General features: G+C 53.5%; 32 protein-coding genes, 1 tRNA gene and 2 pseudogenes. 21 read left to right on the top strand and 14 right to left on the bottom strand.

From position 1 onward, the window contains the following. Window positions 1–19 precede the first annotated feature (19 nt). From DHN60_RS16535 to DHN60_RS22350, 5 genes are read right to left on the bottom strand one after another with little or no spacing between them, the layout of a single operon-like run. Window positions 20–1,216: a TonB family protein gene (locus DHN60_RS16535; protein WP_108838436.1), complete on the bottom strand. Its 1,197-nt coding sequence runs from the start codon at window positions 1,214–1,216 to the stop codon at window positions 20–22. Further along, window positions 1,213–1,590: a biopolymer transporter ExbD gene (locus DHN60_RS16530; RefSeq protein WP_108838435.1), complete on the bottom strand. Its 378-nt coding sequence runs from the start codon at window positions 1,588–1,590 to the stop codon at window positions 1,213–1,215. Before DHN60_RS16530 ends, DHN60_RS16535 begins: the two co-directional genes overlap by 4 nt. Before the next feature lie 4 nt (window positions 1,591–1,594). Then, entirely contained in the window at window positions 1,595–1,921 is a 327-nt protein-coding gene (locus DHN60_RS16525; protein WP_108838434.1) for a biopolymer transporter ExbD, read from the bottom strand. A 31-nt stretch (window positions 1,922–1,952) separates the two neighbouring features. Continuing rightward, window positions 1,953–2,612: a MotA/TolQ/ExbB proton channel family protein gene (locus DHN60_RS16520; protein WP_108838433.1), complete on the bottom strand. Its 660-nt coding sequence runs from the start codon at window positions 2,610–2,612 to the stop codon at window positions 1,953–1,955. After that, entirely contained in the window at window positions 2,609–2,893 is a 285-nt protein-coding gene (locus DHN60_RS22350; protein ID WP_159089250.1) for a hypothetical protein, read from the bottom strand. Before DHN60_RS22350 ends, DHN60_RS16520 begins: the two co-directional genes overlap by 4 nt. Window positions 2,894–3,300: 407 nt before the next feature. Between DHN60_RS22350 and DHN60_RS16510 the strand changes: the two genes are divergently transcribed. From DHN60_RS16510 to DHN60_RS16490, 6 genes are all read left to right on the top strand, one after another. Beyond that, a complete protein-coding gene (locus DHN60_RS16510; RefSeq protein WP_108838431.1) occupies window positions 3,301–4,461 on the top strand; it encodes an iron-containing alcohol dehydrogenase in 1,161 nt (386 codons plus the stop codon). 372 nt (window positions 4,462–4,833) lie between these two features. Further along, on the top strand, window positions 4,834–5,910 hold the full coding sequence (locus tag DHN60_RS16505) for an integrase family protein (RefSeq protein WP_108838430.1): 1,077 nt from the start codon (window positions 4,834–4,836) through the stop codon (window positions 5,908–5,910). A gap of 353 nt (window positions 5,911–6,263) precedes the next feature. Next, on the top strand, window positions 6,264–6,677 hold the full coding sequence (locus tag DHN60_RS16500; RefSeq protein ID WP_234423676.1) for a thermonuclease family protein: 414 nt from the start codon (window positions 6,264–6,266) through the stop codon (window positions 6,675–6,677). 215 nt (window positions 6,678–6,892) lie between these two features. Continuing rightward, a complete protein-coding gene (locus tag DHN60_RS22975) occupies window positions 6,893–7,096 on the top strand; it encodes a DUF4236 domain-containing protein (RefSeq protein WP_108838428.1) in 204 nt (67 codons plus the stop codon). A gap of 28 nt (window positions 7,097–7,124) precedes the next feature. Further along, entirely contained in the window at window positions 7,125–7,250 is a 126-nt protein-coding gene (locus DHN60_RS22850; protein ID WP_255415582.1) for a hypothetical protein, read from the top strand. A 161-nt stretch (window positions 7,251–7,411) separates the two neighbouring features. Continuing rightward, entirely contained in the window at window positions 7,412–8,374 is a 963-nt protein-coding gene (locus DHN60_RS16490) for a Gfo/Idh/MocA family protein (protein ID WP_108838427.1), read from the top strand. Window positions 8,375–8,393: 19 nt separating this feature from the next. On the opposite strand, the gene DHN60_RS16485 is transcribed toward DHN60_RS16490, so the two are convergent. Next, window positions 8,394–9,104: a hypothetical protein gene (locus DHN60_RS16485; protein WP_234423675.1), complete on the bottom strand. Its 711-nt coding sequence runs from the start codon at window positions 9,102–9,104 to the stop codon at window positions 8,394–8,396. Between the two features lie 259 nt (window positions 9,105–9,363). Between DHN60_RS16485 and DHN60_RS16480 the strand changes: the two genes are divergently transcribed. From DHN60_RS16480 to DHN60_RS16470, 3 genes are all read left to right on the top strand, one after another. Continuing rightward, entirely contained in the window at window positions 9,364–10,368 is a 1,005-nt protein-coding gene (locus DHN60_RS16480) for an AraC family transcriptional regulator (protein WP_108838425.1), read from the top strand. 357 nt (window positions 10,369–10,725) lie between these two features. After that, window positions 10,726–11,271, top strand: coding sequence for a CIA30 family protein (locus DHN60_RS16475; protein WP_234423674.1), 546 nt, complete (start codon window positions 10,726–10,728; stop codon window positions 11,269–11,271). A 245-nt stretch (window positions 11,272–11,516) separates the two neighbouring features. After that, entirely contained in the window at window positions 11,517–12,188 is a 672-nt protein-coding gene (locus DHN60_RS16470) for a YitT family protein (protein ID WP_108838423.1), read from the top strand. A 117-nt stretch (window positions 12,189–12,305) separates the two neighbouring features. On the opposite strand, the gene DHN60_RS16465 is transcribed toward DHN60_RS16470, so the two are convergent. The 4 genes from DHN60_RS16465 to DHN60_RS16450 form a co-directional block, all read right to left on the bottom strand. Beyond that, window positions 12,306–13,313 (bottom strand): LLM class flavin-dependent oxidoreductase, encoded by a 1,008-nt coding sequence (locus DHN60_RS16465; protein ID WP_108838422.1) that lies wholly within the window; start codon window positions 13,311–13,313, stop codon window positions 12,306–12,308. A gap of 76 nt (window positions 13,314–13,389) precedes the next feature. Further along, window positions 13,390–13,809: a DUF3010 family protein gene (locus DHN60_RS16460; protein WP_108838421.1), complete on the bottom strand. Its 420-nt coding sequence runs from the start codon at window positions 13,807–13,809 to the stop codon at window positions 13,390–13,392. 153 nt (window positions 13,810–13,962) lie between these two features. After that, entirely contained in the window at window positions 13,963–14,442 is a 480-nt protein-coding gene (locus DHN60_RS16455) for a TspO/MBR family protein (protein ID WP_108838420.1), read from the bottom strand. Between the two features lie 98 nt (window positions 14,443–14,540). Continuing rightward, the gene (locus DHN60_RS16450; RefSeq protein WP_108838419.1) at window positions 14,541–15,953 is read right to left on the bottom strand and encodes a M20 family metallopeptidase; all 1,413 of its coding nucleotides are present in this window, start codon (window positions 15,951–15,953) and stop codon (window positions 14,541–14,543) included. Between the two features lie 219 nt (window positions 15,954–16,172). On the opposite strand from DHN60_RS16450, the gene DHN60_RS16445 reads away from it, so the two are divergent. From DHN60_RS16445 to DHN60_RS16410, 9 genes and pseudogenes are all read left to right on the top strand, one after another. Further along, window positions 16,173–16,520: a carboxymuconolactone decarboxylase family protein gene (locus DHN60_RS16445; protein ID WP_108838491.1), complete on the top strand. Its 348-nt coding sequence runs from the start codon at window positions 16,173–16,175 to the stop codon at window positions 16,518–16,520. A gap of 112 nt (window positions 16,521–16,632) precedes the next feature. Next, window positions 16,633–17,244, top strand: a complete 612-nt coding sequence (locus DHN60_RS16440; RefSeq protein ID WP_108838418.1) for an HdeD family acid-resistance protein — start codon at window positions 16,633–16,635, stop codon at window positions 17,242–17,244. 45 nt (window positions 17,245–17,289) lie between these two features. Further along, on the top strand, window positions 17,290–17,703 hold the full coding sequence (locus tag DHN60_RS16435; RefSeq protein WP_159089248.1) for a cytochrome c: 414 nt from the start codon (window positions 17,290–17,292) through the stop codon (window positions 17,701–17,703). A 255-nt stretch (window positions 17,704–17,958) separates the two neighbouring features. After that, a complete protein-coding gene (gene htpG / locus DHN60_RS16430) occupies window positions 17,959–19,830 on the top strand; it encodes a molecular chaperone HtpG (protein WP_108838416.1) in 1,872 nt (623 codons plus the stop codon). Window positions 19,831–19,910: 80 nt separating this feature from the next. After that, window positions 19,911–20,129 carry an exonuclease domain-containing protein gene (locus tag DHN60_RS16425; RefSeq protein ID WP_306416014.1) on the top strand — a complete coding sequence of 73 codons (219 nt, stop codon included), beginning with the start codon at window positions 19,911–19,913 and terminating at the stop codon, window positions 20,127–20,129. Continuing rightward, a pseudogene (locus DHN60_RS16420) lies at window positions 20,054–20,731 on the top strand (tyrosine-type recombinase/integrase); the annotation flags it as partial. The gene DHN60_RS16425 and the pseudogene DHN60_RS16420, both read left to right, overlap by 76 nt. Window positions 20,732–20,865: 134 nt before the next feature. Beyond that, a complete protein-coding gene (locus tag DHN60_RS16415; protein WP_199913692.1) occupies window positions 20,866–21,282 on the top strand; it encodes an EamA family transporter in 417 nt (138 codons plus the stop codon). Further along, complete coding sequence (locus DHN60_RS22340) at window positions 21,279–21,452, top strand: hypothetical protein (protein WP_159089247.1); 174 nt, start codon at window positions 21,279–21,281, stop codon at window positions 21,450–21,452. The genes DHN60_RS16415 and DHN60_RS22340 overlap by 4 nt, the downstream gene beginning before the upstream one ends. Before the next feature lie 2 nt (window positions 21,453–21,454). Beyond that, window positions 21,455–21,998, top strand: a pseudogene (locus tag DHN60_RS16410) (IS5 family transposase); the annotation flags it as partial. Between the two features lie 97 nt (window positions 21,999–22,095). Here DHN60_RS16410 and DHN60_RS16405 read toward each other — a convergent pair. Continuing rightward, complete coding sequence (locus tag DHN60_RS16405) at window positions 22,096–22,266, bottom strand: hypothetical protein (protein ID WP_159089246.1); 171 nt, start codon at window positions 22,264–22,266, stop codon at window positions 22,096–22,098. 124 nt (window positions 22,267–22,390) lie between these two features. On the opposite strand from DHN60_RS16405, the gene DHN60_RS16400 reads away from it, so the two are divergent. From DHN60_RS16400 to DHN60_RS16385, 3 genes are all read left to right on the top strand, one after another. Continuing rightward, window positions 22,391–22,663, top strand: a complete 273-nt coding sequence (locus tag DHN60_RS16400; protein ID WP_108838412.1) for a hypothetical protein — start codon at window positions 22,391–22,393, stop codon at window positions 22,661–22,663. A gap of 475 nt (window positions 22,664–23,138) precedes the next feature. Next, window positions 23,139–23,369, top strand: a complete 231-nt coding sequence (locus DHN60_RS16395; RefSeq protein ID WP_159089245.1) for a hypothetical protein — start codon at window positions 23,139–23,141, stop codon at window positions 23,367–23,369. Between the two features lie 338 nt (window positions 23,370–23,707). Further along, a tRNA-Gly gene (locus tag DHN60_RS16385) sits at window positions 23,708–23,781 on the top strand. Between the two features lie 365 nt (window positions 23,782–24,146). Here the strand turns inward: DHN60_RS16385 and DHN60_RS16380 are convergent. The 3 genes from DHN60_RS16380 to DHN60_RS16370 all read right to left on the bottom strand — a co-directional run. Further along, window positions 24,147–24,623 carry a hypothetical protein gene (locus DHN60_RS16380; protein ID WP_108838410.1) on the bottom strand — a complete coding sequence of 159 codons (477 nt, stop codon included), beginning with the start codon at window positions 24,621–24,623 and terminating at the stop codon, window positions 24,147–24,149. A 927-nt stretch (window positions 24,624–25,550) separates the two neighbouring features. Next, the gene (locus tag DHN60_RS16375; RefSeq protein WP_234423673.1) at window positions 25,551–25,724 is read right to left on the bottom strand and encodes a hypothetical protein; all 174 of its coding nucleotides are present in this window, start codon (window positions 25,722–25,724) and stop codon (window positions 25,551–25,553) included. 46 nt (window positions 25,725–25,770) lie between these two features. Further along, window positions 25,771–26,274 (bottom strand): integrase core domain-containing protein (locus tag DHN60_RS16370; protein WP_159089244.1); only part of this gene is annotated, 504 nt, incomplete at its 5' end.

Here is a 26,274-nt window from a genome sequence, read left to right as displayed (position 1 = left end):
GCTCAATTCAACTGTCAGATCAATCGATCCGATAGATAAAGTTCAGAGTTCTTCTCTTGCCGCTCGGTGGGCGTGGGAATGGCACCGCGCTTCTTACTTGGAGTTTTGCCGCGCCTTCGATTGATCGTGACCCGGAACTGTCGAGGACGGCGACCGATGCGAGACTGCCGTCCGGATTGATCTGGAAGAATACGCGCGCCCATCCTTTGCCAGAGACCGGGACGGATGGCGTTCGATTCAAGTGAACCAGAACTTGTCCCACATAGTTTGTAACATCAGAGTTGCCGGAATTGCGCGACACTCCAAAGCCTTGGCGGCTGGCACCGGTTTGACCTCCTTGCTGACCAAACACATTGGCTCCGCCGCGCTTGTAAGCGGTCAGCGGGGACTCGATCAGCTGGGAGGGCGCCAATCGGGTTTCGAGGTTTTCGGGCGCGCCGTCGGCCGCGCCTTCTTGCGCTGATGGTGGTCTTTTCGCAGGCAGGCGGGGGCGCAGGGACGTTGTGACGGCCAATTCGGAAGGCTCTGAATCGATCGCCTCCTCTGGGGTTTGCGTTGGCTCTGGTTCTATTGGAGTGACAGGCGTTTCAGGTTCAATGTCTGAAGGTTGCAGTGAAACGACTGGCACTGAAGGCACCACGGGTATCTGTGAAACAGGCGGAACAGGTGCTGGCGCAGATGGCACGGCGGTTGGTTGACTGGCCAAAGGAGGCTGTGGCGAAGCGTCAGAGGGTTCGACGGGCTGACCTTGGGGGATGGCAGTCACAGTGTCAGTCCCAGCCGGAGGCGTAAGGCTTGGTTCCACAGCTGCGCTATCATCAACGCCCACAGGTGCCACGGTTGTTGGCTGGGGCGTTTGACTTGGCTCGGGTGCAGTGGGTTCGGCCAACTCGGATGGGGGGGACTGCGCAGTGCCTGTGTCAGGCGCCGTCGTCTGTTGTGGATTTTCAGACGCAACCAGAGCGTCACTGGTTGGGACTTCGGCGGGCTCAGGGGGCACAGCCTCTTCGGGTTCCGGTGTGACAGGCTCGCTGACGGGATCTGCGAGGTCTTCAAATGCACTGCCGGGTGCAACAATCTCCGTTGACGTGCCAGCAGTGTCTGGCTCGGGCTTGGGGCGTTGTTGAATCGTCGAGGTGACTCTCACCCCAAGGAAATGCACGGCAAGAGACAGCAAGACCGCTATCACAGCGACAGTGACCGATCTTGAAATCATTCAAGAGCCCGTTCAGTGACCAGAATGATCGACGCAGCACCAAGGTCACGGAGGATGGCAGAGACCTCTATCACACGCGGGCCACTTGCATTGCGATCCGGCACAATGCGCACAGGCCCGGTCTCATACGTGCTCATATAGGCATCAGCATCAATCGGCGCCCCGCGGAAACTCAAAGTCCCATCTTCGCGCAGAACAAGTGCGTCAGAGGGGTCGCGTCCTTCCAGCCCAGCGGTGTCGACAAGCTGCAAGTCGCTATCCAGTGGCGGCGCGATGGTCCCGGCGATGAGAAAAAAGATCAGCATTATGAAAATAACATTGATCAGCGCAATCGACGGGTCACGTTTCGGATTTTGGCGTGCGGGTCGGATCATGTGACTACTCCAGCACCAAAACAGTCAATTCAGGTTGTCCGCGCAGCCGGACCAAAAGGTCCACCAATCGCTGTGCGGACACGTCCGTATCAAGGCTGACCAGAACCTGCCCGCGCTCCATTTGCTCTGCCAGATCGTCAATTTTGGTGGGCGCACCGTTCAAAACCAGACGCGCAGCACCCAGTTGAACAAAAAACCGGTCGCTCGGTGCGGCCAGCTGTGCCTCGCCACCCGATGCCTGATTAAGCTCGACTTCGCCAAAGTTGGAAAAGGTCGAAGACAGCATAAAGAACAGCAGAAGCAGAAAGACCACATCGATAAGAGGGGTCATGGAAACGGCGCGCCTGACGAAGGGAGCTGCGTTACGCATGGCCCAGCTGGGCGCGCTGGTCTCCAACCTCCCCAGGCCTGCCCTGTTCCGGCACCAGAACAGTCCGCAACGCCATATCGGCAAACACACGTTCTCGAGCGGTGCGGCTTTCCAGCCAAGCCAGCACCATTGACGTGGGCATGGCCACCGCCAACCCTACGGCTGTGGTCAGCAACGCCACCCAGATGCCTCCGGCCAACAAAGACGGATCAACCGAGGAACCAGCAGATTGCAAGCTTTGGAACGCCTCGATCATACCCAAGACAGTCCCAAACAGACCAAGAAGCGGTGCGATCTGCGCGACAGTATCAAGTAGGCGAAACCCGCGTTCAAGGCGCGCCAACAGCAACCCGGCCTCTGCATCCAGCCGTGCTTCGATGCCCGGTCGATTTGCACCGTCCATGGCTGCGTTCAGAATAGGAGCGAGGTAGCTGCGGCTCTTGGCCAAATGCACCCGCGCATCAGCCGTCTCGCCTTTGTCCCATGCCGTCAGCGCCTGAGACAGAAACTGGTGGTGGCCAACTCTCGAAGCGGAGAATTGCCAAATCTTATAAAGAGCGACCGAGAGCGTGAGCACTGACATGACAAACAGGATCACAACCACAGGCCCGCCCAGAGCGAAGATGTTGCTAATTGCTTCGAAAAAACTCATCCGATCAACTCAACCGACAGTCGGCTTTTCAGCAAGAGTGCGTCTTTGCAAATCGTGCTTTCAGCGCCCTCTACAACGCATGAGCTTGCGCCGTTAATAAGGGCCTTGCCAATGCTGTCGCAGCCCATTCCAGCAAGATCAAACTGACGCACTCTGGCACGATCGACAGGAAGATCCTGGAAATCGAACAGGGTCAAATTCACAACCCCGCCATTCGCATCAAAAATAACGGTCTCGAAAATAGCCCGTTCTATCGCCGCGGCGGTTTCGTTTGTGGCCACGAATGACAACCGACAAGCGCCTTCGATGTCTTGCAAGTTGTTGAGTTCGAGATGCAACTGTGAGGGCTGTGTTTGAGCGGATTGAGCCAACGCAGCAAACGGCACGCAGCCGGTGAAAAACAACAAAAACGCAAGTCGACAAAAAGGCACGAGCGGACTCCCATACATGTAAGCCGGTCTGATCGGCATAGCGCGTCCGATTGATCTAATGCACACTTCGAACGTGTGAAAGCCCTGTGTCAGTGTTTTGTAACAACATGGCATCAAGAATTGTTGTTCGCGGGATACCCGTGATGGGCCGTCAAAAGCAGACCAAGCGACGCTCCGTTCACTCTTTTATCCACTGAAACGATTTTCCCTTGTTCGCCTCAATCACCTGGGCTTCTCTGATCAGAGGAGGATTTCTAATGGAGACTGGAACCATCGGGCGCGTGCAATCGCCACGTATCATTCGTGTGGGCGGTGGTGTGGCAGGGGAGACAGCAGAGGTTCTGTCTCAATTGGGACTGTCACGGCCTTTGATCGTAACTGACCCGACGGTTGCTCGGTTACATTTGGCGCGGCTGACGGACGTCTTGGACGCGTGCGATCTGCCTTGGGGCGTTTTCGATCAAGTGGTAGAGGACCCCACCGATGTCTGTGTTGACGCTGCTCTCTCGGCCTTTCGATCCGGTGACTATGATTGCGTGATCGGATTTGGAGGTGGTAGTCCAATGGACACAGCCAAGGCAGTGTCATTCATGGCTGTAAATCCTGGGCATGTCCGGGACTACAAAGCCCCCGCTCAAATCGATCGCTGTGGAGTGCCCATCGTATTGATCCCGACGACAGGTGGCACAGGTTCTGAACTCACACGTTGGTGCGTTATCACAGACACAAAAAGCCCTGAGAAATACAATTTATCGGGCCTTGCCTGCGTGGCGACTGCCGCGCTTATCGATTGGACGTTCACAGTCACAAAACCCGCTCGCATCACCGCCGATACGGGAGTCGATAGCCTTACCCACGCGATCGAGGCGTATGTCAGTCGCAAGGCGTTTCCTTATACGGACGCCTTTGCGCTGTCGGCCATGCCGCTTATTTCCGCCTACGTAAGACGTGCCTGCGCCGACCCTTCTGACGCGAAGGCGCGCGAAGCATTGATGCTTGCCGCATCGCAAGCGGGCATGGCCTTCTCCAACGCCTCGGTCGCGCTGGTTCACGGGATGAGCCGGCCTATCGGGGCCCATTTTCACGTCGCTCATGGGCTTTCAAATGCGATGCTATTGCCTGCAGTGACCGCATTTTCGGTGGATGCAGCACCCCATCGGTATGCGGACTGTGCTCGGGTCATGGAGATGGCAGAAAGCAACGACAGCGACGCAACAGCCTGCGCAAAACTTGTGGACGGCTTGCGCAAGCTCAATCAGGACTTGGCCGTGCCATCCCCGTCGGACCTAGGTCATCAGGCTGACGACGCGATGTTTTCACTCATGGCGGAACAAGCACTTGCGTCTGGCTCACCCGGAAACAACCCCCGCATTCCGACAGTAGAAGACATCAAAGGCTTGTACCGGGCGATGTGGTAGTGCGCGCTGGGCCAAGATCTGCATTGCGGGTGGCGATTGCAGCAATGATGCCAACCGTCCACTTCGGTGAAACTGCACTTTCGCGTCGAGTTGCCGTGTCATTAACTGCATTGAATGGAAAGGAACCGCATCTTCGTCCATCAGACAGTTTGCTGGAATGCTGTACTTGACGCTCTGTGGGGTATGAAATAGTACCTAAATCCGTTGAGCGGGCGTTGTGTAGTGGTAAGACCTTAGCCTTCCAAACTAATGATGCGGTTTTCCTCAAGTGCTCAATAGTTGACAACTATCTGAAAATAATGAATTTATATTCGCATCTGATGACAGGCTACGTCTGTCGTTTCCTTCTGTCACCTACAAAATACCTACAAAATGCCAAAACTCACAGAAACCTATGCAAAGAAGCTTCCACAGTCCGTAGAGGGGACAACGAGGCACTGGGACAGCGAGGTCAAAGGTCTCGTCTTGTACGTCGGAAAACGTTCGAAGACCTGGTATTTTCAGAAGGACGTCGGTGGACAAACCAAACGGATTCTGATTGGCCGCTACCCTGTAATTTCGTCTCAAGCAGCACGCCAAACTGCAATGGAATTGGCTTTGGAAATGGCCCGCGGTTTGGGGAGCGCGGCGCAACTTGGAGCACCGACGCTTTCTGGAGCAATGGAAGCCTACCTTGCGCGGCCAAAACTCCGATCTGAAGCGTACAAACACAGTGTTCGGGCTTATATGGAGAACCAGTTAAAAGACTGGCTAAGGCTACCTTTGGACGAGATCACCAAGGCCATGGCCGTTCGGCGTCATCAACAACTTGCGCCTTACCCATCAACTGCAAACCATGCGCTTCGATATTTTCGCTCAATCTATAATCACGCGCGCCGGACTTACGATCTGCCCGAATGCCCCACGATGGCAATCGAATGGTATGAAGAACAACCCGATGGCAGGGTAATCGAGAATCTATGCGAGTGGCGCCAATCCGTCGATGGATTAGACAACCCAATCCACAAGTCATTCTACCAGTTGCTCTTGTTTACCGGTCTGAGAAAGACAGAGGCCGTGACACTAGAATGGGAGAATATACATGACGATCGCATTCACTTGCCAGTGACCAAAAACGGCCGCAGTTTTGATCTACCAATTCTGCCAGTCCATCACGATATTTTGGCACCAATGAAGCGCTTGGGCCGAACTTGGGTCTTCCCGTCTCCCAGCGCTGCGCGCGGCCACATTGCTGCACCAAGAAAACTTAAGTGGAGTCCTCACGCACATCGCCGCACATTTGCAACGGTGGCAATTGAAGCGGGCGTATTGGAAGAGATCGTAGGTAGGTTATTAAACCATACACCGCCGTCAATTACCGGTCGGCGATATGCTCTACCGTCTTTGAATGCGTTGAAGCCAGCTATGGAGAGGGTTTGCGCTGAGTTGTCGGAGCGTCAGAAATTGTGAGCATCCGTAATTGGCGGTTATGAGGCAGGCCGCGCTGACGAATGCCAAAAATCCAACAACGATTGATTGGCGCAAACTCAAAACACTTTGGCCGAAATTAGAAAGTTGGCGGTTCTAGCTGTGCCCATATCACTGGTGTCAGGCGGGCCACTAGTTGTTGTGGCATTGGTGATGAGTTTCGGTCCGCCTGGCCCTTGAAAATTGGGTCACAGTCAAACCGAGGGTAACAGCATGTTGAGCTCATCAAGTTTAAACACGAAAGTCGCTTTGGAAATCTCTGCCTTGGCAACGGGTTATTTGTTTGTAGGGCTACCGCTCTTTAGCGCCGTAGCCATTTATGTCGGCACATTTCTATGAAACGCCTACTCGTAACCGCAACAGCTATCATGATGGCCACTGCTACTATGGCTGCGACCATCGAAAGCCACCGCGTCAGCGTTCGTGACGTTGACACAATTGTTGTGGGCGGCACACCTGTGCGCCTGAACGGTGTAGACGGTCCAGAAACATCCACACGCGCAGGCCGCAATGCCAAAGCGTGGATGCAAAGCCATGTGCGAGGCGAGACAGTTACCTGCCAGCTGAACGGCGAGCGGACATACGACCGCATGGTTGGCGTCTGTTACGTCAATGGCGTGGATATTGGGGCATCTGCTATTGCTGCGGGTCATGCGCTAGACTGCCGACGCTATTCTGGCGGGCGTTATCGCAACCTTGAAACCGCAGCGGCTCGATCACTCATTAATCGTGCGGGTTACTGCAGGTAGGTGACCGCAAGACATAGCAAGCCAACGTGCGCGCGCCTGCGACGACATCATTTTAGCGCTTAAACATGGCGCGTTTAATGTCGAATGCCGAGTTGGCCGGATTGCCAAAGAAAATGGCAAAAAATCAACAGACTATGGTCATTCTGGCAACTAAATAGGGCCAATCAAGAGCAACAAAATGGTCGTGCCTCATTGGGCTCAACCACTCTTGCTGAATGACAAAACCTAGCAACTACAAAACCAATGTAGGCAACATGAATTTGCGTTTCCGACGAAGCCTAAAAATCGCGCCCTGCTTGAGGCTCAACTTTAGCAAGTCGGGCATTAGCACAACCCTTGGCCCGCGTAGTTCGACGATAACTGTAGGCAAACCGGGCATCAGCCGAAACGTTGGTCTACCCGGTACAGGGATTTCCTGAAATGAAACAAAGTCTTGGAAAAAAATACATGGCGACCATGGGAATGCTAGTCGCGACAATCAACTTGATGGTGATATTGGACGGAAACCCCATGACCCGCCCGATCCGAGGTCAGTTCGGCTCGTCAAAACAGATCGAAAGGGACGATGGATAGTGTTTTCCCTAGGTTGGCTGGCCGGAGTGGCGACAATCATCTTTCTAGCTGTGGTCTGAGTGAGGCTATACACTGTTTCTAGAGGGTGTTGATCGCCTTGCCGAAGAGCTTTCGAAATTCACGACCGCTTGCCGGCGAAGAGGCCAGTAAAGGATCAGAATATGAGCGTAAAAACTGCTGTTATTGGCTTGGGGATCATGGGGCGTCGGATGGCCGAACATATGGCGTTGCATCCCGGTTTCACTCCCGTCGCCTTGTGGGATCCTGATCCAGCAGCCTGCCGCGCCGCGCTTGCGATTACACCGGACGCGTTGGTGACGAATACTCCAGAAGAGGCGATTGCGATTGCAGACCTGGTGTATTTGGCCTGTCCGCCTGTGCCACGTAAGGCTTATGCTCTGGCGGCGGCGGACGCTGGAAAGTCCCTATTTCTGGAAAAACCGCTCGGTGTTGATGTTGCAGAAAGCAAGGCGCTTGTTGCGCATCTAGAAGAGCGCGGTGTCCCCGCCGTCGTCAACTTTACCCAGGCGGCAGGTGCAGCCCTGAGCGGTGTGAGCGAAGCGGCCCTTACGGGGACGATGGGGGATATCGTCGGCGCCGATATCGTTGTGACATACGCCGCGTGGCCACGAGAGTGGCAAAAGGCGGCGGACTGGCTGAGATTCAAGGACGAGGGTGGCCCTACTCGAGAAGTAATTTCGCATTTCCTATTCTTTTCGGAACGCATTCTTGGCGAGCTTTCCGTAGTTTGGGCGCGCCCGTCCTACCCGTCGGATGCAGGGCTGTGCGAAACGCAAATGCTGGCAAGGTTCGAAACGCACAGTGGTCGTCCCGTTAGTATCATGGTCAGCGTGGGCGGCGCTCAGCCGGACCGGCAGGAACTGACCATTAAAGGATCGCGCTCCAGCCGACGCATTTCGGAGTTCTACATTGATCAGGTGTCCGACGGTGGGCCATTTGTCGAAATCGCGGAACGACCCAAAGACCCCCGGGCCACCAGTTTGAACGCTCAGTTGGACGATCTGTTACTTTGTATGGATGGGAAACCGAATAGGCTAGCCACACTGCGCGAAGCCCTGCGGATTCAAATTCTAGTCGAGCAGATGCTTTCTGGCCATTCGTGAACGGAATCGGCGCTGATGACTACATCATCAGCGCCTTGTTTACTTTCGCCGATTTCCCTTCGAGCTGAGAAACATCAACCCCTCGTTCAGACAGCGCCTCAGAAAGCTCAGTTTCGCTCAGCGCCTCGATTGCATGTTCGGTCATCTTCATGAAGTTGAGCTTTCGCTTGAAGGGCGGGTTCGTTTCCCCGAAAAAGCTACGGTTTTCAAACGCAAAATCGTCTGCGTATTTGCTCATGAAGAACGAGAGAAACGTATTGATGCTTGTCCGAATGCGCGGATCATTGGCCGCCAAGTGCGATGATGAATCCAGTGTTTTCAACATGAGATTAGACCACAAATCCGCCCCTCTGTCATTCATCAGCTGCATTGCGTTATGCGTGTGGTGAAAGTTCAGACGGTATTCCGCTCCGTGGTAGTATGGCCCGCCGCCCATCACATCGATCCACATCGAAGCCTGTGTGTTGATATGATGGTTTATTCCACCAACACGCTCAAAAACTGACCTGAACCATTCTTCTTGATCGAACACACGTTGATAAAAGCTCTGGACGATTTCCACGATCGGATCTTGACCAAGCACTGAGTACAGTTGCCAAAATTGGATCGGCTTAGACACATCACTTGGTGCCGTCAGTGATAATATGTCAGCCATCCGATGGGCTTGCGTTGGCAATAGGTCTTTGCCAATCGCAGCTTGAATGTAGTCTCGCTGAATTTTTTCGGTCATGTACCCGTGTTGTGTAGGGAACTTGGGAAGATCAACATATGCCATGGTTTTCTTTCGTGGGTTTTCTTGCCCTTTTTGATGATGGATGGAATTGCACCCAAGCCGAGCTTGGTGCCGAGCCGATCACGTATGAACAGTCCCCAAGACATTCAACCCTTGCGGTGCAAACCTGCAACAGGACCCAGTGGAAGGCACTCCATATGGGGTTGGTAAGTTGAGTCTATTGACTAAATTGGCCGAGGGCCTTTGAATTTCGGCCATGGCACCAAAGCACACAGGCATATGGGCGCAGACGCTGGTTGAAGCGTTACGCAAACGAGGCATTTCTAATCAGGTAATCGTTGGGAATACAGGAATTAGTTTGCGCGCCTTGGAAGGCGATGAGCCAAAAATTGGATTTGACGACCTGGCTTTGCTTTTTGAACGCGCCGAAGAGGTGACGGGCGACAACCTGATCGGGTTCAATCACGGTCAGGGCCTCGACTACAGACGCGGTGGACTGATTGCCTTTACTGGCGTGTCGTCGCCAACCGTCCGAACCTGTCTACATAATTTTGCGCGCTACCAGCGGATCAGCAGCGACGCGATTGAACTTAGCACAACCAAACTGGATGATCGTGGCCTAGTTGAATGGCACTTTAAGGTGCCGCGCAGCGTGACACGTCGACAATATGTTGAGTTTGGCGGAACCGGGGTGGTGGACATCATTCGTCGCCTGACCAACCGGCGCGTAACCCCTCAGAAGATCGAGTTCAGGCACTTTCGCAAAACAAACCTGAAACCGATCTCTCAGTTCTTTGGCTGTTCTGTCGAATACGGCAGTGACGAGAACCGTATCACATTGAAACAGACGGATCTCGATCTGCCGCTGCGGAGTGCTGACAGTCAACTCTACAAAATGCTCAGAAAATTTAGTGAAGAAGCTCTGGAAAAAACGGGTAGCAACAAGTCATCCATTTTGATTGCGTTAGAAGAACGAGTTGCGGCCAATCCGGGCAAGTCACAGGATGATGTGGCAAAAGAGTTGGGCATGAGCACGCGAACACTGTCACGCCGATTGACCGAGGAAGGAACGACATATTTCAGGATGGTCGAAGCCTATAGAAAAGCCATGGCAAAGAGTATGTTGTCCGGGACAGATATGCAGTTCACCGAAGTGGCTCACGTCCTTGGCTATGCTGACGCTAGCACCTTTAGCACAGCCTTCAAACGTTGGGTGGACAAGACGCCGTCGCAATATCGAGATGCAACGGCATCGCGGTAAAACGTCGTTATCGCAACCTTGAAACCGCAGCGGCTCGATTGCGCATCAATCGTGCGGGTTGAGCTACGCCTCAGTTTGCATTCTCCCTGGTTCATCTTATGGCGGCACTCCCAATCCGGTGCCACTTCCGGCCGGAATGGTCCTACTTGGCAATGCAATCGCTGCTCTTGCTGTCAAAATGAGAAGGTGAACTTGAGCGCAGCATTTTGTTCGTCGGAAAGCAGCAAAGGCTATCGAGCGCTTCCAGGGAATTTGAGGTTGACCGCTTGGAGCGAGGTGATCAAACCTCGAAATCGTGTATTCAGGCTCTTTGCCGCGCCGCACTCCCAATGATATGGAGAGACCATGCCATCAATCTTGAAACTTGCTGCCGTGGCGTTCTTGCTGTTCGGCGTTCCTTCGACGTTAATTGCCGAGGAAAACATGATTGATAATTTTGAAAGCCAACCTGAAACAAGATGGCGCTTCTTTGCAGATACCGTAATGGGAGGTGTCTCGTCGGGTCAGGTGGCTTTTGAAAGAGATGGTGAGGCAGCTTTTGCCCATATGACCGGAATTGTCAGCACTGCAAACAATGGCGGTTTCATCCAAATCCGGACTGAATTGTCAGATGCGGTTCCGGCTGGGACAGTTGGTGTGCGCTTGATAGTGCGCGGCAACGATCAAAAGTATTTCGTTCATCTCCGAACAAGCGGAACAGTGCTGCCTTGGCAGTATTATCAGGCGGGGTTTGACGTTTCGGGCACTTGGGCCGAGATCCGCTTGCCTTTTGCGGCCTTTGAGGCGTCAGGTAGTATGCTGCGAACGGTTCCTCGTGCCGAGAGCCTAAGATCGGTTGGCATAGTCGCATACGGACGGGATCATGACGCTGAAATCGATATTCGAGAAGTTGGATTTTATTAGACGCGACTAGGCCGGTCTGGCTTTGAATTGGCTAAGATTATGATAACGCGGAGCGTCAGCACTGTTACTAGTGACCCTGCCCCATCGACGGGTCTTGAAAGAGGCGGCCTGACTGTGTACCTCGCACCGAAGGAGTTGGGGACCAATACTGCAGGTCAGATTTTCAACTGCCCGCGTGTGCAGCATGTATCGATCTTGCCGGGTGCAGATTAAGCTGGCACAAACCCAGATCAACCAGCGCCTTCATGTGGATCAAGGCTTTGAGTTTCCTTTCGATTACTTCAATCCCAAAGCTCCGCTGGAGTTCGCCAAAAGCTTTTACCCTAAAGCCGCCAATTGTGTCGGTCGTGTTTCTCATCACCGGCCTGGTCGTATTTGGCCTGGGAGAAGCATTGCTAGTCACCGCAGGTGTCGGAGTCAGCCCCTGGACTGTGTTCGCGCAAGGCGTGACCAATGTCACAGGGTGGAGCCTAGGATTTGCGACCTTTATCATCAGCGCATCTGTTTTACTTGTGTGGATACCACTTAGGCAAACACCCGGAATGGGAACCGTCCTCAACGCGATAATAATAGCCTTGGTGTTGGAGTTCATGCTGCCCTACCTCCCAACATTTGAGACGTTTGTGGCGAATGCCTTTCTGGCTCTGGTTGGTGTGTTCGTGACCGGGTTCGGAGGTGCAATATACCTGGTCGCAAATCTAGGACCGGGACCAAGAGATGGCCTCATGACCGGGCTTCAGGCCATCACGCATCAACCCATTGCGCTAGTGCGCACTTTTCTTGAGGTGTTGGTCGTCGCGATTGGTTGGGCTTTAGGCGGTACGCTTGGCTTGGGTACGGTTTTCTTCGCCTTGGGCATCGGACCAGCCATTGCGATTGGGATGCAAATTCTGCAATCCCGCGGTACTGTTCAGTAACTCCTATTGCGAAGGTGTGTAGCTCGGAATCTAAAATTGAGTTCGTTCAATATCCAATTTGCAGTCTGCTCAGACAGACTGTTGGTTTCCTTGCGCTGGGCGATTTGACCACAACGACTAGGCCGCTTCGTAAGCTTTCGAAATGCCGGCGAGAACATCTGCCGCTATAGCGAAGGACCTTAGACGCGCGGCGTGATCGTGGATCATACCAGTCACCATAACTTCTTCTGGTTGGTATCGCTCTATCAAGGCGGTCAGTTCACGATGAACCGTTTCAGGACTGCCAGTTGCCGAACAGGAGAGCGCCTGTTTCACCTGTGCAAGTACAGGTGCAGGAATCTCTTCTGTCAAATCCGCAACCGGGTGTGGGAGTTTGCCAGGGCGTCCTGTCCGCAAGCGGGCGAAGGCGAGCATTTGGGATGAGCGCAAAAACAATGCTTCATCATCAGTTGCCGCCGCACAGACCCCGGCGGCCAACATGAAGTATGGCTTGGCAAGCCACTTGGATGGTTGGAACGTCGATCTGTATGTTGCGATCGCATCCTCAAGCATTGCAGGCGCGAAATGCGAGGCGAAGGCATAGGGTAGCCCGAGATAGGCAGCGAGTTGTGCGCCATAAAGGCTAGAACCAAGTATCCAAACCGGCACATGCGTACCTTGTCCGGGAACCGCCCGAATTTGAGCCTCAACTGAGGCATCGTCGAAATACCCTAAAAGTTCCGCCACATCATGCGGAAAGTTATCATTGGCTTTCATATGCCTTCTGAGAGCCTGCGCTGTCGCACCATCGGTGCCCGGAGCGCGACCAAGCCCAAGATCAACCCGCCCAGGATAAAGCGTGGCAAGCGTGCCGAACTGTTCGGCAATGACCAGAGGCGCATGGTTAGGTAGCATGATGCCCCCAGCACCAACGCGGATGGTCTTTGTGGCCGACGCGACTGCTCCTATCACGACAGCGGTTGCAGCACTGGCGATGCCTGGCATATTGTGGTGCTCGGCCAACCAATAGCGATGATAGCCGCTTGCCTCTGCATTACGCGCCAGGTCGATTGTAGTGTTCAGGGCATCAGCGGCGGTTCCACCTTCCGGGATCGGTGACAGATCAAGCAGAGAGAAATGCTGCAACTTTGGCTCCTTGTTTTCTGAACGTCCAAATAACGCAAAAGAAGGTCTATCGCCACCGGCGCAGGTGGTTAGGAAGTCAGCCCCTAGTCAAAGTATATGCGCCAGATAGAAAGGCGTTCTTCAAATAGACCGGCAACTTTTCGGGATACTCTTCAACTTCCTTTTTAGCGAAGTGAGCAAGGGCCACCGGGCTGACAAAACGCGTGTGACACCCTTCCACGAGTTGGATCAGGGTTTCGATTTTGAAGGAAACGGCCCCACCAGCCATTCGACCTTTCTTGGCGCGTGTTTTGATTGAAAAGGTATCTATTTCATTCTCACGGGCAAAGTCATGAAGAGCCGACAGGAATGAACGTAGGTTGTCCTCAGATGTGTCATCCTCGAGCTCTATTCGGGTGGTCTTTGGTCGACGCATCTCCACATTGCCGTCATCATGTAGGAGCACGACGGCGAGCCGAACTTCTTTTGCCGAAATCTCGCAGCCACATACGACCATGCACTTTTCCTTCACGTATTTAATCTACACTACGACACTTTTCTGATCTGATAACCCAACTATCCGGTGCCAAGTACTTCAAGGTTGTGCCAACGGATATGTGCCCAGCGAATGAGACTTAAGGGCAGTGATTTTTACCAGTAGTGCTAAATCTTACAAATTTGCCATATCCAACGGTTTCTGATCCGGGTTCAGGCGCACCATGGACATGTTCAATGCTGCTGCAACACTCACCCACACCAGATAAGGTATAAATGCTAGCCCAGCCCACGTGTCCAATTGCCAATGGGTTATTGTCGCCCCCAAAACCGCACACCAAAGACAGGCCATGATAGGGATCGAGGCACGTAAATGACGCAGCCCAAAGAATACCGGAGTCCAAAGCGTGTTGAGCACGATCTGAATAGCCCAAAATACCATCGCATATGCACTGCCCTCAAGACCGGCCACCCGGGTGCCAGCGAATGCGATCAGCAGATAGATGGACGTCCAAGCTACTGGAAAAAGCCAGTTTGGTGGAACCCAAGAAGGCTTGTTCAAACCTTTGTACCAGGACCCAGTTGGGAACAACGTGCCAGTCGCCCCAGCGCCAATTGATGCGGCAAGAAAAAGGAAGAACAAAAGGAAATCCATGGAAGGCCCCTGTTAATTGATCTCATGAAACTAGGCTATCGGGCGGACGCTGCCAATCGCTGTGTCGGACATCGTCATTGCAACTGAAGCTTCTTGCGTCACCGGTGCTTCTGCCAGTCGCTTTGCGGAATACGAATCGCGCCGACGTCCCAAAAGAGGCCTGCCATGACACCCAGAGCATCGCGGCATACCGACTTCAGAACATGCTCATTTGGTGCATGTTGAGAGCAGCCCCTATAAGAGTGTGGCACCCAAATCGTCGGCACTCCAAGAATATCAGTGAAGCTGTCATTTGGGAGCGAGCCCGCAAGATTGGGCAGCACATGAAGCTTGCCGCCAGTGGTTTTGCGGATCGAGTTGCCGACGAACTCTGCCCAAGGGTGTTGCGGGTCCAACCGCGTTGCACTGAAAAAACTCCGGTCATGAAGAATGATCTGCACGTCTTCAAAACCTTGCGCGTCGAGATGGCGGCGCAATGCCGGAACAACCTCTTCAGGATCAGTCCCGACAACAAAACGAAGTTGGCATGTCGCGCGGGCCCACCCCGAAATCGCGTTTACCGGGGCTTCGGGTATACCGGCAATCTGTGCGAGAACGGCAAAACTATTCCATCCAAACACTCGCTCTGCCGGGGTTAAGCCTTCTTCGCCCCAATCTGGGTTTACCTGTGGGCCATTCCCGCCCTCAACGGGCAAGTCCTTTAGCGTCGCCCGCACAGCATCAGTTAGACTGTCGGGTCGCCATTCCGGCACATTGATCTGACCGCGACGGTCTGTAATCGACGCCAACGCATGCGCGAGGATCATTGCCGGATCGGCCAAAAGCCCCCCCCAATTGCCCGAGTGATGTGCCCCTTCATGCGTCTCGACCAAAAGATCAAAAGTGATCCCACCCCGTGACCCCATAAAAATGGTTGGCACGTCGGGCTGCAGGCGCGGCCCATCTGACGCGATCAGGACATCTGCTGTGAGGCGATCTTTGAAACGCTCAAAAACTTGGGGCAGACCCATGGATCCAACCTCTTCGCTCATTTCGATCACGATGCGGATGTTGAAGCCCAAGCATCCCCGCACAGACAGCACAGCTTCGAGTGCGGCGAGGTTGATCAAGTGTTGGCTCTTGTTGTCCGCTGCACCGCGGCCATACAACCGGTCACCCTCTTCAACCAGTGCCCACGGCTCAAGGCCGTCACGCCACATGCCTTCCTGTCCTAGCACAGTATCGCCATGGCCATAAGTCAACACAGTGCTCAGGTCGTCGCCTTCATGCCGCTCGCCGATCAACAGCGGACCGCCCTGGGGGTCAGGATTGTCGATAATCTGACAGGCAAAATTCATTGCTTCAAGCCGCGGCAACATTGCCGTTTCTAGATAGCGGTGGCTTTCAGTCCGAGCTTCATCAGCAGGGTTCTGACTTTCAGAACGATAGGTGACAAGATCTGCCAATTCAGACTGGAAAGCCCCTGTGTCGAAGTATTCATGTACACGGGCAATGGTGGCGTCACGGGTCATCGAAGTTCCTTTTTGAATTCGCAACGCAGCTCCAAACTGATGCGTAGGGGATGCTGAACACAACTTCTGTGTGCATCGTAGTATCGTCAATCTCTAACATCCCGACGCTTGCGAGTTGTCGCCCGTTCAAACGGATGTCGCCCCGCTTGATCCAAATCAGGTCGGCGCTTCACCCAGGTGGTAAAGTTGGATCCAAGAAATGGAACAAGGATGAGAGAAATGGGAACAACGTCATACCCCGAGTTGACCGAAGGGATTTCGAAACAAATCGGACAATTGCGGAAAGGCATACCGGATACAATGAAAGGCTTCTCTGCCATGGCGCAGGGCGCCACGGCGAATGCCGCTTTGGATGAGAAAACGAAAGAGCTAATTGCAATGGGCATAGCGATTGCACTGCGTTGTGATGGGTGCATCGGGTTTCACACCAAAACTCTTGTCCGGCTGGGTGCAACCCGCCAAGAGTTCGAAGAAATGCTTGGGGTAGCAATCTATATGGGCGGAGGTCCGTCCCTTATGTATGCCGCTCAGGCCCTAGATGCTTGGGAACAGTTCGGCGGGCAGTAACCGTCCGCTTGCAAACCTCAAGGTTGCACGGAACAACGTAGTCATTTTGAGATAGGCAAGACTCGACTGGTTGTGTGCGTTAGGGTCAAAATCAAACAAAACGAGATGTCTTATGGAACAACCGGAAACCCCGCATGCAGAGATCGTTGATGATGATCGACTAGAGGTTCGGGAGGCGCTCAGTAATCGGCTTGCAAATGTCTGGTGGACCTTCTTCCTGCGTGGACTGCTTGCAGCTGGTGTTGGCCTTGCAGCCTTGTTTTGGCCAACCGGCAGTATTTCGCTCTTACTTCAACTCGTGGGCGTCCTTCTGATCTTAGATGGTGGACTTACCTTGTTTGGATTTGGACGCGGTGGAGCTGCGGGCGGCGTCGGTATCGGTGCAATTGCCATCGGGTTGGTGTTGCTGATTTGGCCAGAGGGCACCGCACGGTTTGCATTTGCCCTTTTCGGTGCTTTTGCGTTGCTCACAGGTGCAGGCTCTCTTCTGACCTGGAGGCAGTTGCCGGACTCCGATCCTGAGCGGATGACGGCGCGCAATGCGGGAGTTGCTGCGCTGCTCATTGGTTTGTTTCTCATCTTCTGGCCCGGCACGGGTTTGGTCGCCCTTGGATGGGCCATCGCCTTTGGTGCCCTAGCCGTATCGGTCATGATGTTCTGGCTCGCATCCCGCTTCAAAGGAGCGAATGAACGCCTTAAGACCAATGTCATTAATCCGCGTTGACCTGTGGTTCTGCTTGCGCCTCATTTTTCGAAAAGGAGGTCATCCGTGAAGCAACTATTGTTTGTTGTCCCATTTGTTGCCTTGGGCTCTTCGCTGGAAGCTGAAAGCGTTGGGGAAACTCTATTCTTGGAAAACTGTGTCACCTGCCACGGTATTGCTGGGCAAGGCGACGGCCCAAATGCGAGGGGACTGGATACAGCCCCGGCAGATTTGACCAAAATTTCCGCCCAACGTGGTGGGGTATGGCCAATGCTGGAGATCATGTCGATCATTGATGGCTACTCCCGAAACACAGTGCCGCGCGAAGATATGCCGGTGTTCGAGAATTTTCTGGATAATGAGATGGTCGAATTCGACACCGGAAACGGTGTGGATATTCTGGTCCCGAGCAAGCTGATCGAAATAGTAAAATACCTCGAAACTCCACAGAACCCTCCGCCGTCGCGCTACGTGCCTTGACCCTAGAACAAATGATTTGCTGCTTCTCTCACCTCTTGTTCAATCGTCTCCTGAGCGAGATAAGCTGCCCCCGTTATCGCTGCGCAGCGGCCTAACGAGAAGCGAATGGCAAAGCGCTGCAGATTGGGCGACGCACTTGTTAGGAGCCTTCGGTAAGCACAAGCAGCAGGTGGCCCTTGGAGGTAGAATGTCACGCGTTGAAACCTGCGCCGAAACCACCTAAATCATCGTCGCCACTAGTATTTGGAGGGACAAATGTCAGAGACCATCGATAAGGAAACCTTTTCTTTTCAGACAGAAGTCGGCCAACTCTTGGAGATTGTTGCGGGCTCGCTCTATTCCAATCGCGAAGTGTTTCTACGGGAGCTCGTCTCTAACGCTTCTGATGCCTGTGACAAGTTGCGCTACGCGGCCCTGACAGATGCAAGCCTGGCACCATCACAGGATTTAGCAATAACTCTTGAGTTCGACACGAGAGCAAAGACGCTGTCGATCTCCGACAACGGCATTGGGATGAACCACGCTGATCTGTTGGAGACGCTGGGAACTATCGCCAAGTCTGGTACCGGCGCTTTCATGGAGGCGCTTAAAGCTGACGAAGTAGACGCCCCAGGTCTGATCGGTCAATTTGGTGTGGGTTTCTACTCCGCGTTTATGGTGTCTACCAAAGTCGATGTGCTGACCCGCAAAGCCGGGGAGGATGAGGCTTGGCTCTGGTCCTCAGACGGCAAAGGTTCCTTCACTATTGAGCCTGCACAGAGGGAAACCAGTGGCACTACCGTCACCCTGCATCTCAAGAAAGACGCCAAGGAATTTGCAGAAGACGCCCGCATTAGGCACATTATCAAAACGTACTCCGAGCATATCAGCTTCCCTGTGAAACTGGGTGATGAGACGCTAAACGCGGCCGAAGCGCTGTGGACCCGTCCTACGAAAGACATCACAAAAGAGCAATATACCGAGTTCTATCGCCACAGTTCACATGCCTTCGACGAGCCCTGGCATGTGATGCACAATAAGGTTGAGGGAACACTCAATCATACAAGTCTGCTATTTGTTCCTACCGCCCAACCTTTTGATCTGTTTGACGCTGAACGCAAAAGCCATGTCAAACTTTTTGTGAACCGCGTCTTCATTTCAGAGACAACAAAGGACTTGCTTCCGGCCTACCTGCGTTTCCTGCGCGGTATTGTGGATAGCCAGGATCTCTCATTGAACGTCTCACGCGAGATGCTTCAATCCGATCCGAAACTCGCCAAAATCAAGTCTCAGGTCACAAAGAAGGTTCTCAGCGAGCTGAAGAAAAAAGCTACAAAAGAGCCGGAGGATTACGCGAAGTTCTGGAATAACTTTGGCGCGGTGTTGAAAGAGGGGCTAGTCGAAGATGCGGCTCTACGCGACCGCATTGTTGAGATCTGCCGTTTCGCCTCCACGGGTGAAGTTGGGTTGGCGAGCCTCTCCGACTATGTGTCCCGTATGAAAGAGGGCCAAGACGCAATCTTCTACATCGCCGGTGAGGACGCCGCTAAGCTCGCACAGTCACCCCATTTGGAGGGCTTCAAGGCCAAGGGCGTTGAGGTGCTGCTTCTGTCCGACAACGTGGATGAGTTCTGGCTGCAGCACATTACCGAGTTCGATGGCAAACCGCTCAAGTCTATCACGCGTGGTGCTGCGGATCTGGATGAGATCAAAACGGGGGAAGATGCCAATGAAGAAGACAAAAGTGACGACGCTGATCTCGCTGACTTAATCGCTGCGATCAAAGAGGAACTGGGCGAGACAGTTAAAGATGTGCGCCCATCCAAACGCCTTACGGACAGCCCAGTCTGCCTCATCGCAGACGAAGGTGATATGGATGTCAATCTGGAGCGCCTGCTAAAGCGTCATGGTCAATTGGAGCATGGCATGCCACGCGTGCTGGAACTCAATCCAACTCATGCGATGATCACCACATTGGCCGAACGGGCTCAAGCAGAGAGCGCAAGCGACGATACCCTTCTAAAAGACGCTGCACATCTCCTGCTGGATCAGGCACGGATTGTCGAAGGTGAAAACCCAACCGACCCATCAGAGTTCGCACGGCGACTGGGAACTGTCATGGAGCGCGCTTTCACCACCTCACAGTAGCGCATGGCACAATTCCGTCTTGCCCACTTGAATTCAAGAGACGACCTAAAGGTGTCGTCTAAACATATGCCGGCTGCAGCATGGGGACTCGGGCTTTAACAAAGGATAAAGCTATGTTTGTCTTCTATGATTTTGAAACAACCGGAACCTCGCCAGCGTTTGACCAACCGGTTCAGTTTGCAGCCATCCTGACGGATGATGACTTCAATGAAACCGAGCGGGTGAGATATCCAAATCGATGGTGGCAGACCGACATCGCTCATTGGCCAGTACGCCCTCGGCCGCCAACCATTTGCTGAAGTACTTCCGGACGGTCTGGAACCACGCACGGCGTGTGCATGATCTGCCGGAATGCCCGACCATGGCCATCGAGTGGTTTGAAGAGCACCCGAAAGGGGAGATCATTGAGGATCTTCCGAAGTGGCGGGAGACTGTCGAGGCGCTCGACAATCCCATCCATAGTGCCTTTTTCGGGTTCATCCTATTCACGGGCTTGCGTAAGTCAGAGGCGTTCACGCTGGATTGGAAGAACGTGCATGAAGATCATATTCATCTTCCGATGACCAAGAACGGCCGCAGCTTTAATCTTCCGATCCTGCAAGTACATCATGAGATCCTGGCGCCCTTGCGCGGGCTCAGCCGCACCTGGGTGTTTCCGTCGCCCAAATCCCAGTCGGGGCACATTACAAATGCGAAACGGCTTGAGTGGAGCCCACATGCACACCGGCGCACGTTCGCCACTGTTGCAATGGAGGCTGGTGTGTTGGAAGAAATCGTTGGCCGCTTGCTGAACCACACCCCGCTTTCAATCACAGGGCAGCGATATGTCAAACCCTCACTCGAAGCACTGAGGCCGGCGATGGAGACCGTGTGTGCTGCGCTTCAGGCACGGGTGGAGTAGGATTCCTTTTTCTGTCTGCAGGCTGCTTGGCCAAGTTACAAGTGACGCCGCAAAACAATAATGGACCGGCTTGGCGTTGGAGCGTAACAGTTCTTGGAAGGTCCGGTGAGCGGCCTACTCATTGGAAGTCTGCAATGGCGATCACCCCAATCATACCAAGAAAATCAGTGCCATTGATGAGGCGAACGGACAGTATGCGAGGCGTTGCTCTCATGGCGTTGGGCATGTTTCTGTTTTCGGGTGTGGACACGATGGGGAAGTTCCTTACCGAGACAGTTCACCCCATACAGATCGTGTGGTTTCGCCAACTTGGACTGTTTTTTGGCGTCGTTGTCCTGATCGCCATCCGGGGTAGATCGGTGCTGATCTCATCCAACCCCAAACTGCAAATCGGACGCGGTGTGCTCGCCGCCTGTTCTGCCACAGTGTTCATTGTTGGGGTGAGCTATGTACCGCTCGCCGATGCTGTCGCCATTACATTTGTTGCCCCATTTATGGTCACGGTCATGGGGGCCCTGAAACGAAGCAAAAGAGAGCTTGCGCAAAAGTGACCGAACTTATCTCGGCACGCAAGAACGATCCGATCCAGAAGTGTTTAGAGGAATTCCGAGAGCACGGTACTTACTCGGAAGCCTGCGAAAAGGACGTAACCATTGACTGGCCCGAGAGTCGGGGCATTGACGAAGAAGAAGACCCGGCCCAAACAATACCTTGGGAATAGTTATCTTCGCACGGATGATGGCAGGTCTGGCCGCAGAGCACGGCGAAAAGAAGACTGTGATGATCGACGCAACGTACCTGAAGGCACACCGCACGGCGACCAGCATGGGCGTAAAAAAGGGGGCGTGGACGCCTCATCGGTCGCGGGAAAGGCGGCATGAACACCAAGCTGCACGCCATTTCCGACAGCCAGGGCCGACCGCTCAACCTGTTCGTCACGGCTGATCAGGTAAGCGACTACATCGGAGCGCGGGCGTTGCTCAGCAGCCTGCCGAATGTCGATTGGCTGCTCGGTGACCGCGGCTATGACGCCGACTGGTTCAGAGACGCATTGAAAGACAAGGGGATACGCGCTTGTATCCCCAGTCGAAAACAGCGCATGAAAACTGTGAAGTACGACAAGCGTCGATACAAAAGGCGTAACAGGATCGCAATCATGTTCGGCAGGCTGAAGGATTGGCGGCGCGTCGCAACCCGATACGACAGATGTCCCAAAGTCTTCTTATCCGCCATCGCTCTCGCTGTACTCGTCATTTACTGGCTATGAGTCCTGACACTAGGCAAGCACTAGTAGTGACGCGATCTGGAAGTAGCTTAGCCGAAGTGCCAATATATTGATTTCATGATAAATTATGATATTCTGGTCAAATTTTTGAGCGTTTCGATTTTTCGGCCTTCAGCCCAGCTATTAGTAGCTGCCGAACGGCATCAGCGCGAGTGACAGTTAAACCCGGAAACTGTTCCTGAAGTTCGGCCATGTATTTGTCTATCTTCGATACAATGTCCTCCGGTAGACGCACGGCAAGCGTATCCATGACCTCACTCTTGCGCGGTCGTCCTCGTTTACGTGTTTCCAGTAACGCCATCTGCTTGACCTCCGCGATTTGCTTATTTATGTAAACGAAAAATCACGAATATCAAACTAAAAGGAAACAAACGATGATCAAGCGAGACAACAACGGCCAAATCAAAGCTTCATGGCGACGTGTCGACACCAGAATTCAGGCAGAACTGTTGGTTGGAGATGGCTGGGAGGGCGTAGCTTATGCGGAACTTTTGCGTCTCAGTATCGAAGTTCAAGCTTACCATTCTCAACTGGATGGAAAGCCAGGGTTTTCTGAAACTAGGGAAGCGGCAGCGCTGCTCAAAAGGGCCGCGCAGGCAATCCAGAGTGAGTACGATGAACCGCATGACGAAGACAGCCTTCTCTAAGCGGAAATCAGCTCTCTCGATTTAGGGATGCTGCGTGGAGACCGGGAATAGTTGTGGGCCAAAGCCGTGTGGCTAGCCAAGAATGGTGAGGAGCGCTGGTTGGAAATCCAGCGAGAATTTAACACAACTGCGGCGTGATAACGTGTCAGGACGGACGGTGATTTGCGCATTCATCTACGAGTTGTCATTTTTGCCAAATTGACCTTCTCAGGAGACCGGTGTTCCGTGGGTGCGCCGCGTCATCAAGGTGGATGAATGGTGATCGCCATGCTACTCGCCCGGAGGATAGACTAATATGAAATCACACGTAAGATCATCAAAAAATCGAGTTGAACTCTGGTCGCCGCGGCGACTTCCGCTCCAGCCAAAAGGTGATCTTCTGGAGGCTCGTTCCGCTCTGAGGACGGCACTGCAGAAGTTGCCGAACGGTTGTTTCATTCGCGCCACCTATATGGAGCCAGTGCGATCGGAGCACTTGTTCGATGTCGAGAACGCCCTGATCTACAATGTTGGGACGGGCGCCTTCTCATCTGCTCAAGGGATCGAGTTTCGGTATGGCGGATGCGATTCAACTCTTCCGGGGCACTTGAACCTCTACGAAGTCGTTGACCCCCCGGATGACGCGGATGAGGTCATTGCCGAAACCAGCTTCACCCTTGCTCGGGTTGCCCGCCTTCTCGACCGCGCTGAGTACATCAGCAGTTGAAGAGCTGCGATGGGTCAACCCAATTACGCTAACGGACAAGCACCGAGAACGGCTGGCGCACCATCGAAAAGAGATATTCCAGGGCAGCTAACGACGGACTTTGGTCCAATCGCCATGTTGCAGAGATGTTGCAGAAAACAAAAGCCGCACCTAGGGGCGGCTTGTTACTCTCTTGTTATCTAAGAGAGATTGTGGCTCCGGCGGTAGGGATCGAACCTACGACCAATTGATTAACAGCCAATTGCTAGGATTTAGGTCGCAAAACTACGTATAGCTTGAACTCAACTAGACTGGACTTGACGTTAGCAATACAGTGGATTAGCTGCTGTTTTCGTTGAGCGGGCGTTGTGTAGTGGTAAGACCTTAGCCTTCCAAGCTAATGACGCGGGTTCGATTCCCGCCGCCCGCTCCAAAAACCTTCTCAAAAAAACAATGACCTAACTCAAGTCGGTTCGAAATCCGCCTGTTCCATGTTCGAAGCCTGTCCAAGACATTTTGAACCAGTTTTGAACAAGTGCGGCCCGTACCATCTCTAAGAAAGCCAAGGTCGACCTGTCGAATGTTTTCAAACGCGACGCTCTTCCTGCTGCGTAAAGGCGTTCGGAGTTCTAAGTGTCGCACGGGTACCGGGGCGGGAGGACACGGAGATTGGCGCCGCCAGCGAGATGACACTCGACGAGGCTACCCAGATGGTACGCGAGATCGGTGGTGAGACCCCGGCGGCGACGTCAGCCCGCCTCAAGGCCGTTTCACCTGACGGAGCAACCGAGGCCGTATTTACTTTTTCAGAACGTCGCGGATTTCTTTCATTTTCTCTTCGAATAGTGCGGGCGTTTGGTGGATCTGCTCCAGCAAAGTCACGATCTTCGTTTTTGTGGCCTCATCGAGAGAGCTGTCGTTTACGGCTTTGATAGCATTTTCATAACTAAAGCCTTCTTCGGTAAAGATTCCGGTGTTTTCCCAAGCGTCTGAGAGGCGGGTTGCCTCTGCTTTGGCGGCTTCGGCCGTGAGCGCAACGCTTTGAGCAAGGTCTGCTGCGGTTTCCTCTGCACTTGATTTCAAATTCTCGGCAGTCTCTGCCGCCCCATCTGAAATAGCTTCGCCCGCATCCTTTAAGGCGGCTGCCGCCGTTTCCGCAGCTTCTTCCAGTCGCTCCTGCGGCGTCTTTGGCGCAGGCTCTGGTTGGTTCAGCCAAAACACTGCTGCGATCACGACACCGCCCGCAATCAACGCAAAAATCGTACCCTTGTTCATTGGAATGCTCCCATTGCACGTGCCTCAGTCGAACGTAAGAGGGTCGACTGAGGGTGTTTAAGTCGCATCCAATTCAGAGATGCGACCATTCTTTCAAACCTACAGCTCCCTGCGCGTCGTGTTTGATTTCACGCAAATTGCTAGCAGAATTAGGAACCCTAGGCGTTCAACGACGAGGCAGAAACGGCTTTTGGACGCGCTTCAAACAAAGCGATTGATCAAAATCCGACCGTCTCTTCCATTACCGACGATTTTTCTTTCCCTTTCTGTGGTGGTTTTTGAAATTGTCGCGACGATCGTTTTTCTTGATCGCCCCCGATACGGCTCCGACAGCGGCGCTCACCAAAAAATTTCTGTCGCATGTTCCCCCCAGTTTTATTTCTCAATAACTTATCAGAAGTCATGGTCCGAAGAAACTGTTTGGGGGTGTCAGGCGAATTCGGACCAGCCTCAGTTTGGCGTCAGATCCGGGGAGTTGGCGGCAACACAGCTGCCGATTTTACGTCTATTCACCCTGTCCAATGAAGGTGGGCATGTTTGATGCGTCAGAAACTAAAACTGTCTTCAAGATCGAACGCCCAAGCGACCTATATCAGTAAATCAAAGAGATTGAGGCTGTGGTTCAGACCTATTCGTTGGTCGCATGACCCGCACTGATGATTGGAAACCGGGCCGCAATCCCCGGCTGCCTCTTTCATGTTTCTAACCTTAGCGTCCATCCCGACGACGTGCGCTACCTGCTGGCATCCAGACAACCAACGTCACGCACCCCCATGCTTTAATTTGCATCCAGATCATTCCGCTTTTTGTTGCGAAAAGCACCCGCTAGGCATCCGCAGCCAAGGTCCGGTCTTTCCGCTGAGCACTTTGTGATGAAGTGATGGTGCGACATGCCGGTTTGGCAGCAAAGCGGACGCCGGCGAGGCGTCAGAAGTTCCAACGGAATCCCGTCGCCTCTTCTGACACGTCCCACAGCTTTTCCATGACTGCCTTGTCATAGGCGTGCGGATTTAGCGTGCCCTTTCCAACTGGTCCGCCAGTTTGCATCATCCCTGTGGGGCCATAAAGCGCACTGTCCGTCGTCAGGGTTTTTGGAACCAATGGCGGCTTGAACTAAGAGAGAGTTTGGCTCATCTGGTTGGTTGCATTATGCGGCGCGTTGTCCGTGATGCAAGCGCCGCGCTTCGAGTGTCTTTCGTTTGATCCTTTCTCTTTCCTGTAGAATGGCTTTGTCCCTGCCGAAGTAGACGTTGGCGGGCGTGACGTTGTTCAAGCTTTCATGGTAGCGTTGGTGATTGTAATGATCGACGAAGGTTTCGATCTGGGCTTCGAGATCACCCGGTAAGAAGTAGTTTTCTAGCAGGATGCGGTTCTTCAGGGTCTGATGCCACCTTTCGATCTTGCCTTGGGTTTGAGGATGATATGGAGCGCCGCGAGAGTGCTTCATGCCTTTGTCCTGCAACCATTCAGCCAGTTCTCCAGAGACGTAGCTGGATCCGTTGTCGCTGAGCAGACGCGGCTTGTGGATGACGTGAACCTGATCGCAACCGGATGCTTCCAAAGCCAAGTCCAGCGTGTCCGTCACGTCTTGTGTCCGCATGTTGGTGCAGAGTTTCCACGAGATGATGTAGCGGCTGTAATCGTCCAAGAT

Origin of the sequence: Tateyamaria sp. Alg231-49 (assembly GCF_900143535.1) — a bacterium.
Taxonomy (GTDB): Bacteria; Pseudomonadota; Alphaproteobacteria; order Rhodobacterales; family Rhodobacteraceae; genus Tateyamaria.
Note: the sequence above shows the minus strand (reverse complement) of the source record. Positions and strands in the feature narration are given on the sequence as shown.